Origin of the sequence: Streptomyces sp. NPDC005728, assembly GCF_040630895.1 — a bacterium.
In the GTDB taxonomy this organism is placed as follows: domain Bacteria; phylum Actinomycetota; class Actinomycetes; order Streptomycetales; family Streptomycetaceae; genus Streptomyces.
In genome coordinates this window covers 34936-52076 of sequence record NZ_JBEXYL010000030.1, presented here as the reverse complement: position 1 = coordinate 52076, position 17141 = coordinate 34936, and the positions used below count along the sequence as shown (strand labels likewise).

The following is a 17141-nucleotide window of genomic DNA, read 5'->3' as shown; positions in this document are numbered from 1 at the left end:
AGCCAAGGAGTGCCCGTGAGCAGCTGGGCCGGCCGGACCGCCGCAGAGATCGCCGCCGCCGTACGCGAGAAAGAGGTCACACCACGGGAGGTGGTGGCGGAACACCTCGCGCGGATCGAGCGGCTCGCCGGACGGGTCGGGGCGTTCCGTACGGTCCGGGCGGAAGCGGCACTCGCGGAGGCGGACGCGGTCGGCTCCCGCGCCGATCTGGCAGAACTGCCGCTCGCCGGTGTGCCGGTGGCGGTGAAGGACAATCTGGCGGTACGCGGCGAGTCCCACCGCAACGGCTCGGCCGCGACACCGGACACCCCGGCCGCCGAGGACCATGTGACGGTGGCCCGGCTCCGGGCGGCCGGTGCCGTGGTCGTGGGTCTGACGAACGTGCCCGAGCTGTGCGTCTTCGGCACCACGGAGGGTGTGTACGGCACCGCGCGCAATCCGTGGGACACCTCGCGCACGGCGGGCGGCTCCTCCGGTGGCAGCGCGGCGGCGGTCGCCGCGGGTCTGGTGCCGCTCGCGCTCGGCAACGACGGCATGGGCTCGCTGCGCATCCCGGCGGCCAACTGCGGGCTGGTCACGCTGAAGCCGGGGCACGGGGTGGTGCCGGCGGGGATCGGCAACGGCGACTGGTTCGGGATGTCGGAGAACGGTCCGCTGGCGACGACGGTCGAGGACCTGCGCCTGATGCTGTCGGTCCTGGCGGACACCGAGTTCGTCCGGCGCGAGGAGCGGACGCCGCTCAGGATCGCCGCCGCCGTGCGCAGCCCCCTCACCGGCGTCAGCGTGAGCAAGCCGTATACGACCGCGGTCCGGCAGGCGGCCGGGGTCCTGACCAAGGCCGGGCACCGGGTCCGGCGGGCCGAGCCTCCCTATCCGCTCTCGCTGGGCGTCACCTCGCTCCAGCACTGGACGGCGGGTACGGCGGTGGACGCGGAGGGCCTGGACCCGGCGCGGCTGGCCCGGCGGACCCGGGTGCACGCGGCCGTGGGCCGCCGCTTCCTCCCCTCGGTGCGCTCCGGCGACCAGCGCGACCGTCTCCGCGCCCGGCTGACCCCGTTCTTCACCGAGCACGACGTCCTGCTCACCGCGGCCCTCGCCCGCCGCTCCCCCCAGGCCGCCCCCTGGCACGAGCGCGGCTGGCTGCGCAACATCCTGGCCAACAGTGCCTATTCACCCTTCACCCCGCCGTGGAACCTGACCGGCTGGCCCGCCATGTCGGTCCCCTTCGGCGCCCTCCCCTCGGGCGCCCCCTGCGCCGTACAACTGGTCGGGCGCCCGGGCACGGAGGACGACCTGCTGACCCTGGCGGAGGAACTGGAGACCCGGCAGCCGTGGCAGCGGACGGCGCCTCTGGCGGATCAGGGGTAGCGGCCCTCGCGATCCCGACGTGTGCCGTGGTCGTCCCGTCACACCTCGGCGGCGGCGACGATCCGGTGCCGGAAAGGCCAGAGCCGCGGCCGGTCCTCGGCCGCGGCTTCTCTGATCAGCATGGGCGTGGATCTGCCACGCCCATGTCTGCGGTGATCGCGACGGTCCGGCCCGGAGGGTCAGTCCACGCTGGGCAGGATGTGAGGTTCGGCGAGGTCGTCCTCGTACCCCGCGAGGCGGATCGGTGCGGACCGGGCCCACACGTCGAGGCTGCCGAGTTCTCCGGGCCGGCGGCCCCCGCGCTCCGCGCGTTCCTTGGGGCGTTCGTCGCGATTCGTCTTCTCCGGTGTCACCGCGCACTCCTTATGTGTCGGGTCACCCTCGGGGCATACCGGACAGTCTGCGCTCCGGCACTCGTCGCCCGCTCGGGTCTGGATGGAAGGCCAGTCGGACGCGGTGGCGCCGGTACGGACGAGGGGTGTGGGTGGGACCCCGTGCTGCTGCCCGTCCCCTCCAGATTAACCAAATGAGCGGACGTCCGCTCGATAGGGAGTGCAAACAAGGTGTAACTATCGGAAGTCATGTGACCCCCCAATGCACCTCAATATGCCGCTATTTGTCATAAAGTGCATCACTCGGCCGCCGGAGCGATTCACCCACTCGGCGTACACACGGCGCAGTTCAGGTGCCGTTGGCCGGGTCGCAAGCTCGCCATGATCTGGTGAAGAGCGGCAACGGCTGTCCCGCGGAAGGACTGACGCATGGAGCTGCGCAGCGTCGAGGAGCTGATGGATCTGCTGAACGCCGGCCGGCACCAGCACGCGCTGCGAACCGCCGCGCTGCTGCGTCGCAGCCGCCCCGCCGACAAGGAGCTCCAGGTGGCCGGGCTGGTCCACGGCATCGGGCCGGTGCTGGGCCCGGCCGACGAGGCGGGACGGGCCCGGGGCGCGGCCGAGGCGGTGCGCCCGCTGCTCGGCGAGCGGGTGTTCCGGCTGGTGCGCGGGGACTGCGATCCCGCCGGCGCCGCCGACGACGATCTGCTGCGGCTGCGGCACGCCGCCGAGGAGGGCCGCACCGCAGGCTTCGACGCCGGCATCCTGGAGGACTGGCGCACCGTGCTGGAGCTGATCGCGGCCCGGAACTCGCGGCTCGGCGCCGTCGACTGAGCACGCCGGCACGGCCACACCCCTGTCGCCTGACGGTCCGTCATGAGACGGTACGGCGATGACCTCGTCGTACGGGCTCAGGGGCAGGGCCGCCGTCGTCACCGGCGGGACGCGCGGCATCGGGCGTGCCGTCGCCGGGGCACTGGCCTCGGCCGGAGCGCTGGTGTGCGTGACCGCGCGCGATGCCGCCGAGGTGCGGCGCACGGCCGCCGAGCTGGGAGGGATCGGGCTGGCCGGGAGCGTGGCCGACCCGGGGCATCCCGAGGAGCTGATCCAACTCGCGCTGCGCGAGTTCGGGCGACTGGACGTCCTCGTCAACAACGCGGCGACCAACCGGCCCTACGGTCCGCTGATGGAGGCCGGCGCGGACGTGTGGCGGGAAGCGTTCGCGATCAACGTCGAGGCACCCCTGCGACTGGTGCAGTGCGCCTGGCGGGGGTGGATGCGGGAGCACGGCGGGGCCGTCGTCAACGTGTGCACGGAGGGCACCGGGCATGTGGGGCCCCAGGTCGGCGCGTACGGCACCACCAAGGCGGCACTCCTGCATCTCACCCGGCAGCTCGCGGGTGAACTCGCGCCGGGAGTGCGGGTCAACTCCGTCTCCCCCGGACTCGTCCGCACCGAGATGGCCCGGTTCGTGTGGGAGCCGGGCGAGGCGGAGGTGGCGGCGGGGCTGCCGCTCGGACGGATCGGGGAGCCGGAGGACGTGGCGCGGGCCGTGGTGTGGCTCGTCTCGGACGCCGCCGAGTGGATCACCGGCGCCGATCTGCTGGTCGACGGCGGAACCCGGGTACGGGCCGCATCCGCCGTGGGCGCCTACGCCGTTCACGAACGGCTGCGCCAGGTGCCCGAGATCTAGTCGGTGACGCGGCCCGGCCCCCGAAGGGCCGACAGCCCCATGGGGACTGTGAGAGGAGTTCAACCACGAAGAACGCGTCACCTGCGCACCGGGCACTCCGGCACGACCATCGGAGCGTAGATCACCGGCGGCCCGTCGGACCACCGGTTTCCGCTTTTCCGCCTACCACTTGCCGGGCGCGTAGTCCTTCATGAAGACGCCGTACAGGTCCTCGCCCTCCTCACCGCGCACGATCGGGTCGTAGACGCGGGCCGCGCCGTCCACCAGGTCGAGCGGTGCGTGGAAGCCGGCCTCGGCGAGCCGCAGCTTGTCGTAGTGCGGGCGCTCGTCGGTGATCCAGCCGGTGTCGACCGAAGTCATGAGGATGCCGTCGGTCTGGAACATCTCCTGGCCGCTGGTCCGCGTCACCATGTTCATCGCGGCCTTGGCGGCGTTGGTGTTCGGATGGCCCGCGCCCTTGTAGCCGCGGCCGAAGACGCCTTCCATCGCCGAGACGTTCACGACGTACGCGCGTCCGCTCGTCGCCTTCCCCGCGGCATCGGCCATCGCCGGGCGGAGCTTGCTGATCAGGATGAACGGCGCCGTGTAGTTGCAGAGCTGGGTCTCGAGCAGCTCCACCGGGGAGATCTGCTCGATCGTCTGCACCCAGGTGTTGGTGTCGACGACGTCGGGCACCAGACCGCCCGCGTCGATGGCCGTGCCGTCGAGGTGCCGGGCGACGCTGGCGTTGCCCGCGACCAGGGCGAGGTCGGCGACCTGCTGCGCGTCGAGTCCGCTGGTGCCGGCCGGCAGCGCGGCCGGCTCGGTCAGACGATCCACCGCGCCGGAGTTGAAGGCGCCGATGACGTGGTGGGCGGGAAGCTCCCCGGCGGGCAGCGGGGCGCTCTCGCCCTCGACCAGGGCGGCGTAGGCGGAGGGCAGGCGGCGTACGGTCTGCGTCGCGTTGTTGATGAGGATGTCGAGCGGGCCCGCCTCGGCGACCTGGTCCGCGAGGGCCACGGCCTGCGCCGGGTCCCGCAGGTCGATCCCGACGACCTCCAGGCGGTGCATCCAGTCCGCCGAGTCGTCCATGGCCCTGAAGCGGCGGATGGCGTCCTTCGGGAAGCGCGTGGTGATCGTCGTGTGCGCGCCGTCGCGCAGCAGCCGCAGCGCGATGTACATGCCGATCTTGGCGCGGCCACCGGTGAGCAGGGCACGCTTGCCGGTGAGGTCGGCGCGGGCGTCGCGCTTGGCGCGGTTCACACCGGCGCAGTCGGGACAGAGCTGGTGGTAGAAGTAGTCGACTTCCACATACCGCGCCTTGCAGGTGTAGCAGGAACGCGGGCGCTGGAGTATCCCCGCGACCTGGCCCGCGCCGGTAGCCGACGAGGGCAGGATGCCCTCGGTCTCGTCGTCGATGCGCTGGGCGGAGCCGGTCGCGGTGGCCTCCGTGACCGCCTTGTCGTGGGCGGTCTTGGCGGCCCGGCGCTCCTGGCGGCGGCGCTGCTTCACCGTGCGGTAGACGCCCGCCGTGGCCCGGCGCACCGCGATGGCGTCGGGGTGGTCGACCTCCAGCTTGTCGAGTTCCTCGAGCACGCCGAGGCAGACGGCCAGGCGCTCGGGGTCGATGCCGGGGCCGTACACGACCTCGTCCGTGGCCGTCGGGCCGTCCTCTGTCACCGTCATCGCGCTGCCGCTTCCCTGATCACCCGCGCAGCGCTCCGAGTCGCGCCCGCTTTCGAACGGGGAATTTTACGGAGCGCCGGGCCACACCGCCAAACCCATGATCGTCAGGGGTCGCAGACCGCGATCAGAGTCTCCACCTCGTCCGTCACCGCACGCGCGAAGACGTCGAGGTCGGGGACGGCCTGCGCGTCGGCGACGAGTCCGTAGTGGACCCGGCCGCGGTAGGTCGAGATCGCGACCGCCAGGGACTGACCGGGGGCGAGCGGGGCGAACGGGAAGACCTCGGTGAGCTGGTGCCCGCCGAGCTTCAGCCCGAGTCCGGGCAGCGGCACGCTGGTGACGAGGATGTCGTACCAGAGCCGCGCGGCCTGGCCGACCAGCGGTCCGCCGAGCCGGTGGCCGAGGGCGGGCACGTGGTCGGCGAGCAGCGCGACGGCGCCGGCACCCCGGTCGGGTCCCGCGTCCTTGTTGCGGATCATCGCGGTGCGGACGGTGTCCAGCCGGCGGAGCGGGTCCGGGTCGTCCACCGGAAGCCGTATCAGGTAGCCGGAGAGCCGGTTGCCCTGTGGCTGGGCGGCGCGCGGACGGCGCCGGGAGACGGGGACGAGGGCCCGGGGCGCCACGCCGTCGCTGCCGTCGCCGCGTTCCTCCAGCCAGCGGCGCAGGGCGCCGGCGACGACGGCGATGAGGACGTCGTTGACGGTGCCGCCGACGCTCTTGCGGACGCGGTGCACATCGTCGATGTCCACGACGACGCCGGCCGTGCTGCGGGTGCCGCTGGGCGCGGAGGTCAGTGCGGACGTGGGTCGCATGCCGAAGGTGGACCGGGCCAGGGAGGCACCGATGTCCAGGGCCCGGCCCACGTCGGACAAGGCGCCTCTGACCAGCTCGGGGACCATCCCGGGCAGCCGGCGCACGTCGGACAGCAGGCCGCGCGGCGGTTCGATGGCGCGCGGGCCGCGCTCGGGCAGGTCCACCGGGTCCAGGACGCCGGCGGCGAGCTTGAGCGCGCGCAGTCCGTCGGCGAGGGCGTGGTGGAACTTGAACAGCACGGCGAAGGAGACGCCGTCCTCGCCGGGCAGCACGTGCGCCTCCCACGGTGGCCGTTCGCGCTCCAGCGGGCGCTCCATCAGCCGGCCGGCGACCGCGTGGAAGTCGTCGGTCGGGGCGTGCAGCCGCACATGGTTGAGGGGGTCGAAGTCCGGGTCGGTCTCGCGGGCGGCGCCGCCGAAGGCGAGCGGCTGCCAGACGTCCCGGATGCGCAGGCGCAGGCCGGGCACGGCGGCGGCACGCGCGGCGAGCAGGTCGGCGGCGTGGGCGCCCGCGGTGGGCGAGTGCGCGCCGAAGACACCGAGCGCGCCGAGGTGCATCGGATGCCGTTCGGACTCCATGTTCCAGAACGCCAGGTCGAGGGGAGCGAGCAGGTCGGAAGTCAAGGGCTTGCCTCGCGTCGACGACGGGGGGAGGTGCAGGGAAACAGTCAAAACGCGTCAGCCGATTACGGTCAAGTACGATCAGGCTACGCTCAGTTAACTGCAGATTAAGTCCCGCCCCTCCGAAAGGGGCGGGACTCAGGAGACTCCTGAGGTCACTTCAGTACCGGTGGTGCCGCCTGGGGTGACGTACCCCACTCGGACGGGCGCGGGCCGACCGTGAACGCGAGCGAGCGCACGGAACGCAGTGCATCCGTCGTCAGATAGGTCCGCGTGTGCGGTGTCCCGTCCGTGCGGACGGACTGGACGTAGCGGTCGCTCGCCGAGGTGCCGGGCGCGGTGACCGTGAGCTGCCCACCGGGCCAGAAACGGCGGTCCAGGGTGAGGTCGACGCGGTCGAAGACCGGGGTGGAGAGGCCCCAGGTGTCGGAGCCGGGCTGGATCGGGAAGAGCCCGATCGACGACAGCACGTTCCAGGCGGACATGGTGCCGAGGTCGTCGTTGCCGGTCATGCCGGTGGGGCCGTCGGTGAAGAGCGTCAGCGCCCCGTGGACCACGTCCGTGGCCTTCCACGGCTGACCGGTGGACAGGTAGGTGTACGGCGCGATGAGGTCGGGCTCGTTCATCGGGTTGTACTTGTCGGCGTTGTAGTAGTCGTACGCGTTCCCGTGCACCCACACCTCGCGTGCCGTCTTCGCGGGGTCGGCCAGCAGCCGGTCGTAGGCGAAGAAGGAGTCGAGGCGGGCGTTGGCCGCGCGCGCGCCGCCGATCAGGCCGATCATGCCGGGCAGGTCCTGCGGCACCAGCCACTGGTACTGCCAGGCCGTGCCCTCGTGGAAGCCGATGCCGCGGGCCGGGTCGGCCTCCCCGGTGAAGGTGCCGGCGGCGTCCCGGGCGCGGAAGAAGCCGGTGGAGGGGTCGAAGATGTTCCGGTAGTTCTGCGCCCGGGCGGCGTAGCGGGCGGCGTCCTCGGTGTGGCCGAGACCGCGGGCCATCTGGGCGAGCACGGCGTCGGCGAGGGCGTACTCCAGGGTGACGGAGGCGCCGTGGTGGTAGTCCGAGTCGCCCATCTTGGCCAGGGGACGGCCCTTGATGTAGGGCGCGAAGCCGTGCGCGATGTACTCGGCGTTGGCCTCGCGGCCGACGCCCGGGTAGGCGGTGGGCGGCACCTCGTCGGCGTTCTTCCTGAGCGCCCGGTAGGCCCGTTCCTCGAAGCCCTTGAGCAGGCCCATCTGGTAGGCGGTGGTCAGGAACGGGGTGACCGGGTCGCCGCTCATGACATTCGTCTCGACCGGTCCGTAGCCCCACTTGGGCAGCCAGCCGCCGTCCTCGTCGACCTTCACCACCGACAGGGCCATGTCGCGCGCCTCGCGGGGCGCGAGCAGGCCGAGGAGCTGGGCCTGGGTGCGGTAGGTGTCCCACAGCGACCAGTTCTGGTAGTACGTGAACCGGTCCGCGTGGCGGATGCGGCGGTCCCAGCCGATGTAGCGGCCGTCGGCGTCGCTGCCGATGTTCGGTGCGAGGAACGAGCGGTACAGCGACGAGTAGAAGGTGCGGCGCAGGGCCGGGTCGCCGCCTGGGACGCTCACGGCCGCCAGCCGCCGCTCCCACTCCTCGCGGGCCCGGTTCCGCACGGCGTCGAAGGACCGGCCGCCCTCGGCCCGCAGGTTGACGGCGGCGCCGCGCGCGTCGACGTACGACAGGGCGGTGGTCGCCTCGACCGTACGGTCCTTCGTCGCGTCGAAGCGGACGTAGGCACCGCCGCTTCCGGTGCGGGCGCCCGGGGCGACCGTCGAGCCGTTCCAGGTGCCGTACGCGGTGAAGGGCCGGCTGAAGCGGGTGATCGTGTAGACGGTGTAGGGGCCGGTGTCCCGGCAGAAGCCGTGGCCCGTGATCTCGGTGCGCACGGTGTGGTCGTCGAGGATCTCGACCGCGGCGCCGGCCGGCTGGTGCAGCGACTGGGCCGCGTTCAGCAGGACGTTGGCCTTGTCGGTGGCCGGGAAGGTGTAGCGCTGCACTCCTGTGCGCTCGGTCGCGGTCAGCTCGGCGCGGACGCCGGAGTCCAGGCCGACGCGGTAGTAGCCGGGGCTCGCCTCCTCGCCGGAGTGCGAGAATCCCGCGGCGTACTTGGCGTAGTCCGTCTGTGTGACCTCGCCCGTGGTGGGCAGCACCGGCAGGTCGCCGCCGATCCGGCAGCCGACGCCCGACAGATGGACCAGCGAGAAGCCGCGGATACGGTTCTGCGTGTAGTCGTAGCCGGTGTTGTGCCCGGTGTCCGGGGAGAACTGCACCATGCCGAAGGGCACGGCGGCGCCGGGGAAGGTGTTGCCCTCGTTCTGGGTCCCGATGAACGGGTTGACCAGGTCGGTGAGGTGGCCGTCGGTCCGCTCGGCGGACCGTGCGGCGGGGGTGGCGATCAGCGTGGACGCTGCCAGCACCCCGGCCAGGCACAGCCGTGTACGCCGGGTCCCTCTCATGTCGGATGACCTCCGAAGGTTCGACATCGTTGCCAGCATCGTGAAGGCCGAACGAGGCGAACCCGGGCATTCCGGGAGGGTGACGCCAAACGCGTCGCGCACGGAAGCGGTCTGACGGCGCGTCCGTCAGGAGACCCGCTGCCCCTTTCCCAGGGCGATCACCCCGCCCTCGGAGACGGTGTACAGCTCGGCGTCCCGCTCCGGGTTGACGCCGATCGTCGCACCCGGCGGCACCTCGACGTTCTTGTCCAGGACGGCGCTGCGGACGACCGCGCCCCGGCCGATGCGCACGTTGTCGTGGAGCACCGATCCCTGTACGACCGCGCCCGGGTCGACCCGTACGCCGGGCGACAGGACGGACCCGGTGACCTGACCGCGGATCAGGCAGCCTGCGCTGATGATGGACTCGCTCGCGATGCCGCCCGCGCTGAAGCGGGCCGGGGAGAGCTGGTTGGAGTGGGTGTAGACGGGCCACTGGCGGTTGTACAGGTTGAAGGCGGGGCGCTCGGCGATCAGGTCCATGTGGGCCTCGTAGTAGGCGTCCAGGGTGCCGACGTCACGCCAGTAGCCCTGGTCGCGGGTGGTCTCGCCGGGCACGTGGTTGTCGCTGAAGTCGTACAGCTGCGCCTCGCCGCGGCCGGTGAGCTGGGGCAGGATCGAGCCGCCCATGTCGTGCACGGACTGCCCGTCCTCGGCGTCGCGGTGCAGCGCCTCGATGAGGGCCTTGGTGGTGAAGACGTAGTTGCCCATCGAGGCGAACACGCGCTCGGGGTCGTCCGGCAGCCCGGGAGGGTCCGCGGGCTTCTCCAGGAAGCGCTCGACACTGCGGCCGTCCGAGCCCGGCGTGATCACTCCGAAGGAGGAGGACTCCGCGCGCGGCACGCGGATGCCGGCCACCGTCACGCCCGCACCGCCCTCGATGTGCTGCTGGAGCATCTGCCGCGGGTCCATGCGGTAGACGTGGTCGGCGCCGAACACGGCCACGTACTCGGGCTGTTCGTCGTACACCAGGTTCAGGGACTGCAGGATCGCGTCGGCGCTGCCCAGGTACCAGCGCGGGCCGAGGCGCTGCTGGGCCGGGACCGGGGTGACGTAGTTGCCGAGCAGGCTGGACATCCGCCAGGTGGTGGTGATGTGCCGGTCCAGGGAGTGGGACTTGTACTGGGTCAGCACGCAGATGCGCAGGACGTCGGCGTTGACGAGGTTGGACAGGACGAAGTCGACGAGCCGGTAGGTGCCGCCGAAGGTCACCGCCGGTTTGGCTCGATCCGTGGTCAGGGGCATCAGGCGTTTGCCCTCCCCGCCCGCCAGTACGATTCCGAGCACCGAAGGTCCCCCACGACGCATGGCCGCTCCCCTCACCCTGCTTGAACCATGGCTGCCCCGAGCAGACCGGACTAAGCCTGCTTGAGAATCTCCTCGTACAGTCCGGCGGTGCGCCGGGCCACCGCGTCCCAGCCGAATTCGCGGACCGCGCGCTCCCGTCCGGCCTCCCCCATCCGGCGTGCCGTCTCCCGGTCACCGAGGACGGTGTCCAGCGCCCGCGCGAGACTCTCCTCGAAACCGTCGTCCACGTCGACGAGGAGGCCGGTGCCGCCGTCCTCCACCACCTCGGGGATGCCGCCGACCCGGGAGGCCACCACGGGCGTGCCGCAGGCCATCGCCTCCAGGTTGACGATGCCCAGCGGCTCGTACACCGACGGGCAGACGAACACGGCGGCGTGCGTGAGAAGTTGGATCACGTCCGTGCGCGGCAGCATCTGCGGGATCCAGAACACTCCCTTGCGGACCCGGCTCAGCTCCCGGTACAGCTCCCGGAACTCGCGGTCGATCTCCGGGGTGTCGGGGGCTCCCGCGCACAGCACGACCTGGGCGCCGGGGTCGATGTCCCGTACCGCGCGCAGCAGATGGGGCACGCCCTTCTGGCGGGTGATCCGGCCGACGAACAGGACGTACGGGCGGGCGGGGTCGAGGCCGGTGCGGGTGAGGGCGTCGGTGCCTCGGTGGGGCCGGTAGAGGGTGGTGTCGATGCCGTTGTGCACGACGTGCACCTTCGCCGGGTCCAGCGCCGGGTAGCAGGCGAGGACGTCCTCCCGCATGGCCCCGGAAACGGCGACCACGGCGTCCGCGGCCTCGACCGCGGTGCGCTCGGCCCAGCTCGACAGGGCCTATCCGCCGCCCAGTTGCTCGGCCTTCCAGGGGCGCAGCGGCTCCAGCGAGTGGGCGGTCACCACGTGCGGGACGCCGTGCAGGAGCTTGGCGAGGTGGCCGGCGAGATTGGCGTACCAGGTGTGGGAGTGGACGAGTTCGCGGCCTTCGAGGGCGGCGGCGACGGACAGGTCCACGGAGAAGGTGCGCAGCGCGTCGTTGGAGCCGTCGAGGGCGGGCCAGGGGCGGTGGCGTACTACGCCGACGCCGCGTCCCTCGCCCCAGCAGTGCACCTCCAGGTCCACCAGGGAGGCCAGCTCCCGGGCGAGGAACTCCACATGGACGCCCGCGCCGCCGTACACGTCCGGGGGGTACTCCCGGGTCAGCAGTCCCACACGCACCCGACAACCCCCTTGTACCGGCGGCAGGTTCCCCTCATGGTCACCCAGATGCGCCGCGCGGGGAAGAGCGCGGAGGCCGGGTGAAGCAGCAGTCGCCGCAGACTCCGCCGCCGGGGACGCGGTAGTACAGACAGCAGCTGCGACGACGGAAGGCCGTGCCGGTGCGGGTGCCGGTGGTGCGCAGGAGGGGGTGGGCGAAGAGTGCGTCCGTGAGACCGCGGGCCCGGTCCGCCACCTCGTCACGGCCCCCCGCGCGTGCCCAGCGGTCCAGTTCGCGGTACGCGCCGGCGAGCGCCGAGCCGGTGTTGCCCCACAGCAGGCCGGTCGCGACGCCGTAGCGGGCCGTCAGGGTCTCCCCCAGGGGTTCGAGGTGACCGTGCAGCACGGAGTCCGCGAGCGTCGCCGCGTCCCCGGGCACCGGGCGCACCTCGGTCAGCCACAGGTCGTCGGGGGCGCCGGCGGCGGCGTCCCAGCGCAGCAGCCCGGGGTCGAGGTCGGGCAGCCGGCCGTACAGGGCGGCGCAGGCCAGCGCCGCGGACCACAGGCGGGCGGCGAGGCCCTGGTGCGCGATGGAGGCGGCGACACGCGGTTCAGTGGTGCGGAGGCGGTGCCCGACGGTGTCGACACGGAAGGTGAGCGCGTTCCGGTGGACATCCGGCGTTGCCGTTGCGTAGGTCTCGGCGAGCGTCGGCAACGACTCGGAAACCGGCCCTGATCCCCCTCGGACGGTGCGCAGGACGAAGAAGCCGCCGAGCCGGCGGAGGGCGGTGAGATCGGGGTCGAGGTCGAGGTCCACGAGGAGCACTAGTACCAGGCCCGGTCGTGGCGCGGGAACCGGGATCTCCACCCACGGTCACCCCCCTTGGGGATGATCGCACGGTCTGCGTACTCCATCGGCAGTAGGACCCATTGCGTGCTCAGGTACGACGACGGGAAGAGCCCGACCGGGCAGAGTGTTGACCATGGAAGCCGACCGTACGCTCCGGGCCCAGGGGTCCCGCCTCACGCAGAGGAGCCGTCCATGAGCGCACTCGCGTTGTCCGTGCTCCTGTCGTTCGTCTCCGCCGTCGCCTACGCCGGCGGAGCGATCGTGCAGGAGCAGGTCGCGGTGTCCTCTCCCGACGGTTCGTACATGCCGCTGCGCCGGGCCGGCTGGTGGGCGTCGCTGGCGCTGAACGGTCTCGGCGGCGTGCTGCACGTCGTGGCGCTCGCCTGCGGCCCGCTCAGCCTGGTGCAGCCACTGGGCGCGCTGACCATCGTCTTCGCCCTGCCCATGGCGGCGCTGTTCGTCGGCCGCAGGGCCGGGGCGGCCGCCTGGCGGGGCGCGATCATGGCCACGATGGGCCTCGCCGGCCTGCTGTCCCTGGTCGGCTCGGCCGACACGCACTCCCTCGACGCGGCCCAGCGTCTGGCCCTCGCGCTGGTCACCGGCGGGGCGGTCACGGCGCTGATGTGCGCGGGCCTGGCGGTGCACCGGCATCCGGCCGTGCGCAGCGTGCTGCTCGCCACCGCCTCCGGCATGGCGTTCGGCATGTCGTCGGTGTTCACCAAGACCGTCGCGGTCGACTGGGACAGCGGGATCAGCCTCGGCGACCTGTGGTCCCTCGCGGTGATCGGCGTGTTCGCGACCGCCGGCGTCCTGCTGTCCCAGCTCTCCTACCGGGGCGGCGGCCTCGCCGCACCGCTGGCCACGCTGACGGTGGTGAACCCGGTGCTGGCCGCCGCGGTCGGCATCCTGATGTTCGGAGAGACGTTCCGCTACGGCACCACGGGCACCGTGCTCGCCCTGGGCTGCGGCGTGGTGGCCGCGGGCGGCCTGATCCTGCTGACGACGGAGCGGCTGGAGCGTGTCCCGGCTGCGGAGCCGGTGCCGGAGGGCGCGTCGACCGCGTCGGCCGTGTCCGAGGGCGACGAGCTGCTCGGGAGAGTGCCGCGGCAGCGTTCGGCGGCGCAGACAGAGCCGCAGGAGACGGTCCTCGACGAGGCGGTTCCGGAGAAGTCCGGGCAGGTCGTGGCCGGCCCCGTGCCGCAGGACCTGCGCGTGCCGGGCGGCTCCGGCCTGCCGCACGTGCCCGCTCCCGACGGCTCGGGCCTCCACGGCCCCGGCCTCCCGGGCGTGCCCGTTCCCGACGGCTCAGGTCTCCCGGACGTGCCCGCCCTCGAGGACGTGATCGTGGCGGCCCCGGACGGCAACGGCGAGAGCGGCGGCGCCCCGTCGGCCGCCCCCGCTCTCCAGACGTTCTACACCCCGCTGTCCGCGAGCTACTTCGTGCCGTTCCCGGTCCCGCACCGTACGCGAGTCAGATCCTGACGCCGCCGGCCCGGAGATAGGCGACCGGGTCGATGTCCGTACCGAAACCGGGCCCCGTCCGCACCTCGAAGTGCAGATGCGGGCCCGTGACGTTTCCGGTGGACCCGGACCTGCCGATGCGCTGCCCCGCGGACACGCTCTGCCCGGCGCGCACGGAGATGGCGGACAGGTGGCCGTACTGGGTGTAGCGCCCGTCGGCGTGCCGGATGACCACCTGGTAGCCGTAGGATCCGCCCCAGCCCGCGGCGACCACGTGGCCGGCCGCCGCGGCCCGGACGGAGGTGCCGGTCGGCACGAGGAAGTCGACCCCGGTGTGGTAACCCTTCGACCAGTGCGAACCGGCGACGTGGTACCCGGTGCCGATGGTCGCGCTGACCGGGGCGACGAGCGAGTGGCTGCCGTGGGACGCCGGGCGCTGGGAGGTCTTCTTCTCCGAAGGGGCTTTCCTCTGCGAAGGAGCTTTCTTCTTCGGGGCCTTCGGCTTGCTCTCGGTGTGCGTGTCGGATGCCGGGGAGGCGGCGGCGCGCAGGCTCAGCCGCTGGCCCGGCAGGATCAGGTCCGGATCGGAGCCGATGGCGGCACGGTTGCCCGCGTACAGCCGGCGCCAGCCGCCCTGGACGTGGTGTTCGCCGGCGATGCCCGAGAGCGTGTCGCCGTGCACCACCGTGTACATCTCCGCCCTGCCCGCGCGGGACTGCGGGGTCGTCTGCGGCTGCACGTCCCGTACCGAACCGGTCCTGGCGGGACGGGTCGCGGCACTCTCGGTGTGCAGGTCGGGTGCGCCACTGGTGGAGGTCAGCCCGGCCCGTACCGAGCAGACCGGCCAGGCGCCGGGGCCCTGTCCGTCGAGGACCTTCTCGGCCACGGCGATCTGCTGGTCCCGGCCGGCGAGGTCGGCGCGCGGCGCGTACCGGGTGCCGCCGTACGCCTCCCAGGTGGACTGGGTGAACTGCAGTCCGCCGTAGTAGCCGTTGCCGGTGTTGATGCTCCAATTTCCGCTGGACTCGCAGGCGGCGACCTTGTTCCAGGTGGCCGCGTCGGCCGCGTCGGCGGTGCCCGCGGCGACCAGCGGGATCGCGAGGCCGGCGCCGCCCGCCGTGACGGTGAGTGAGGCGCGGTTGATCCTGCTCGGCTGGTACCGGCGATGCCGGCCGCGTACGGCCATGTCCGAAATCCCCTCGGCATGCGTCAGGAGCGGCAAAAGTAAGCGCCGCGAACAGGCCATGACAAGACGGAAAATCGGCCGCATGCCGTCACCAAGTGGCCGGGAACCGGCCCTCCTTGGCGGGATCGGCCGCGAGCGGCGGCCACGCTGAGGCGACGGGCGCCTTCCGTCCGTAAACATGCGTGGCGGGTCGGATGTGCGCTCGCCGGAACGGCACGTCAGGATGGGCGAGGGCCCGTACTGACGGAGCCGTAGTCACGAGGCAGCTAGGGAGCAGGCGATATGAGCACTTCAGCGCAGATCGGCGTCACGGGTCTTGCGGTCATGGGCCGCAACCTCGCCCGGAACTTCGCGCGCAACGGCTACACGGTCGCCGTGCACAACCGTACGGTCTCGCGGACGAAGGCGCTGGTGGAGGAGTTCGGGAACGAGGGGGACTTCATCGCGGCCGAGACCGCCGAGGAGTTCGTGGCGGCGCTGGAGCGGCCGCGCCGGCTGGTCATCATGGTCAAGGCCGGCGGCCCGACGGACGCGGTGATCGAGGAGTTCGCCCCGCTCCTGGAGCCCGGCGACATGATCATCGACGGGGGCAACGCGCACTTCGCGGACACCCGCCGCCGTGAGAAGGCGCTGCGCGAGCAGGGCATCCACTTCGTCGGCATGGGCGTCTCCGGCGGCGAGGAGGGCGCTCTGCACGGGCCGAGCATCATGCCGGGCGGACCGAAGGAGTCCTACGACTCCCTCGGTCCGATGCTGGAGAAGATCTCGGCGAAGGCGGCGGACGGGGCGCCCTGCGTGACGCACGTCGGCCCGGACGGTGCCGGGCACTTCGTGAAGATGGTGCACAACGGCATCGAGTACGCCGACATGCAGCTGATCGGTGAGGCCTACCAGCTGCTGCGGGACGTCGCCGGGTACTCCCCCGCGCAGATCGCGGACATCTTCCGCACCTGGAACACGGGCCGTCTGGACTCGTACCTGATCGAGATCACCGCCGAGGTGCTGTCCCACGTGGACGCGGCGACCGGCAGGCCGTTCGTGGACCTGGTGGTCGACCAGGCCGAGCAGAAGGGCACCGGCCGCTGGACGGTGCAGATCGCGCTGGACCTGGGCGTGCCGGTGTCCGGAATCGCCGAGGCCGTGTTCGCCCGGTCGCTGTCCGGACACGCGGCGCTGCGGGCCGCCTCGCGGGACCTGGCGGGCCCGAAGCCCGAGGCTCTGGGCGAGGCGGAGGCCGCCGCGTTCGCGGACCGGGTGGAGCAGGCGCTGTACGCGTCGAAGATCGTGTCGTACACGCAGGGCTTCCACGAGATCGCCGCGGGCAGCGAGGAGTACGCCTGGGACATCGACCTCGGAGCCGTCTCCGCGATCTGGCGCGGGGGCTGCATCATCCGCGCGGCCTTCCTGGACCGCATCCGCGCCGCCTACGACGCTCGCGCCGACCTGCCGAGCCTGCTGTCGGACGAGACGTTCGCGCAGGAGATCGCCGCAGCGCAGGACGACTGGCGTGAGGTGCTGGTCGCGGCGACCCGGCAGGGGGTGCCGACGCCGGGCTTCGCGGCGGCGCTGGCGTACTACGACGCGCTGCGGGCCGAGCGGTTGCCTGCGGCGCTCACACAGGGGCAGCGGGACTTCTTCGGTGCGCACACGTATCGGCGGGTGGACCGGGAGGGCTCGTTCCACACGCTGTGGGGCGGGGACCGGAGTGAGGTTTCTGCGTAGGGGTGTTCCGTGCGCCCAGGGGGCTCGGGCCTAGGGGGCTCGGGCCTAGGGGGCTCGGGTGCGCCCAGGGGGCTCGGGCCTAGGGGGCTCGGGTGCGCCCAGGGGGCGGGGGAACTGCCGTGTCGCGGGTGCGGGTGTGTCGTGGCCGGTCGCGCAGTTCCCCGCGCCCCCTTCGGATTTCAGGTGAGGGGTGGGCCCGGTTCCGGGTTCGGTACGGGCTCGGGGCCCGGCGGTATCGGAGAGGGTGACGGCTCCGGTGGGGCCGGGGGTGGGGCCGGCGGCGGTGGAAGTGGCGGGGGTTCCGGTGCCGGACCCGGGCCGGGGCCCGGTCCTGGTTCCGGGGGCGGGACCGGACTGGGGTAGGGGTCCGGTGGGGTGGGGCCCGGGGCCGGGGGCGGGCCCGGGGAGGCGGGGTCGGGGTATGGG

12 protein-coding genes and 2 pseudogenes are annotated in these 17141 nt (G+C 72.5%); 5 read left to right on the top strand and 9 right to left on the bottom strand.

Annotation, left to right across the window (positions count from 1 at the left end; translation table 11 throughout):
• Positions 1–15: 15 nt before the first annotated feature.
• Positions 16–1368, top strand: coding sequence for an amidase family protein (locus ABZ471_RS21425; protein ID WP_359068360.1), 1353 nt, complete (start codon positions 16–18; stop codon positions 1366–1368).
• Positions 1369–1412: 44 nt separating this feature from the next.
• On the opposite strand, the pseudogene ABZ471_RS21420 reads toward ABZ471_RS21425, so the two are convergent.
• Positions 1413–1490, bottom strand: a pseudogene (locus tag ABZ471_RS21420) (GNAT family N-acetyltransferase); the annotation flags it as partial.
• Between the two features lie 57 nt (positions 1491–1547).
• Complete coding sequence (locus ABZ471_RS21415; protein WP_359068359.1) at positions 1548–1721, bottom strand: hypothetical protein; 174 nt, start codon at positions 1719–1721, stop codon at positions 1548–1550.
• Positions 1722–2129: 408 nt separating this feature from the next.
• On the opposite strand from ABZ471_RS21415, the gene ABZ471_RS21410 reads away from it, so the two are divergent.
• Together ABZ471_RS21410 and ABZ471_RS21405 are read left to right on the top strand one after the other, a co-directional pair.
• A complete protein-coding gene (locus tag ABZ471_RS21410) occupies positions 2130–2534 on the top strand; it encodes a hypothetical protein (protein ID WP_359068358.1) in 405 nt (134 codons plus the stop codon).
• 58 nt (positions 2535–2592) lie between these two features.
• Positions 2593–3393: an SDR family oxidoreductase gene (locus ABZ471_RS21405; RefSeq protein ID WP_359068357.1), complete on the top strand. Its 801-nt coding sequence runs from the start codon at positions 2593–2595 to the stop codon at positions 3391–3393.
• Between the two features lie 162 nt (positions 3394–3555).
• Here ABZ471_RS21405 and ABZ471_RS21400 read toward each other — a convergent pair whose 3' ends face one another.
• The 6 genes and pseudogenes from ABZ471_RS21400 to ABZ471_RS21375 form a co-directional block, all read right to left on the bottom strand.
• Positions 3556–5058 (bottom strand): SDR family NAD(P)-dependent oxidoreductase, encoded by a 1503-nt coding sequence (locus ABZ471_RS21400; protein ID WP_359068356.1) that lies wholly within the window; start codon positions 5056–5058, stop codon positions 3556–3558.
• Positions 5059–5162: 104 nt separating this feature from the next.
• Positions 5163–6494: a wax ester/triacylglycerol synthase family O-acyltransferase gene (locus ABZ471_RS21395; RefSeq protein WP_359068355.1), complete on the bottom strand. Its 1332-nt coding sequence runs from the start codon at positions 6492–6494 to the stop codon at positions 5163–5165.
• A 152-nt stretch (positions 6495–6646) separates the two neighbouring features.
• On the bottom strand, positions 6647–8968 hold the full coding sequence (locus ABZ471_RS21390) for a GH92 family glycosyl hydrolase (RefSeq protein ID WP_359068354.1): 2322 nt from the start codon (positions 8966–8968) through the stop codon (positions 6647–6649).
• A 126-nt stretch (positions 8969–9094) separates the two neighbouring features.
• Entirely contained in the window at positions 9095–10315 is a 1221-nt protein-coding gene (gene glgC / locus ABZ471_RS21385; RefSeq protein WP_359068353.1) for a glucose-1-phosphate adenylyltransferase, read from the bottom strand.
• A 50-nt stretch (positions 10316–10365) separates the two neighbouring features.
• Positions 10366–11517 (bottom strand): annotated as a pseudogene (gene glgA / locus ABZ471_RS21380) (glycogen synthase).
• A gap of 40 nt (positions 11518–11557) precedes the next feature.
• Entirely contained in the window at positions 11558–12364 is an 807-nt protein-coding gene (locus ABZ471_RS21375; RefSeq protein ID WP_359068352.1) for a (2Fe-2S)-binding protein, read from the bottom strand.
• A gap of 174 nt (positions 12365–12538) precedes the next feature.
• Here ABZ471_RS21375 and ABZ471_RS21370 point away from each other — a divergent pair, with 174 nt between their 5' ends.
• Positions 12539–13828, top strand: a complete 1290-nt coding sequence (locus ABZ471_RS21370) for a DMT family transporter (protein ID WP_359068351.1) — start codon at positions 12539–12541, stop codon at positions 13826–13828.
• Here the strand turns inward: ABZ471_RS21370 and ABZ471_RS21365 are convergent.
• Positions 13818–14993, bottom strand: a complete 1176-nt coding sequence (locus tag ABZ471_RS21365; RefSeq protein ID WP_359068350.1) for a transglycosylase family protein — start codon at positions 14991–14993, stop codon at positions 13818–13820. The two genes, ABZ471_RS21370 and ABZ471_RS21365, sit on opposite strands and share 11 nt — an antisense overlap.
• 282 nt (positions 14994–15275) lie before the next feature.
• On the opposite strand from ABZ471_RS21365, the gene gndA reads away from it, so the two are divergent.
• Positions 15276–16715, top strand: a complete 1440-nt coding sequence (gndA, locus tag ABZ471_RS21360) for an NADP-dependent phosphogluconate dehydrogenase (RefSeq protein WP_359068349.1) — start codon at positions 15276–15278, stop codon at positions 16713–16715.
• Positions 16716–17141 lie beyond the last annotated feature (426 nt).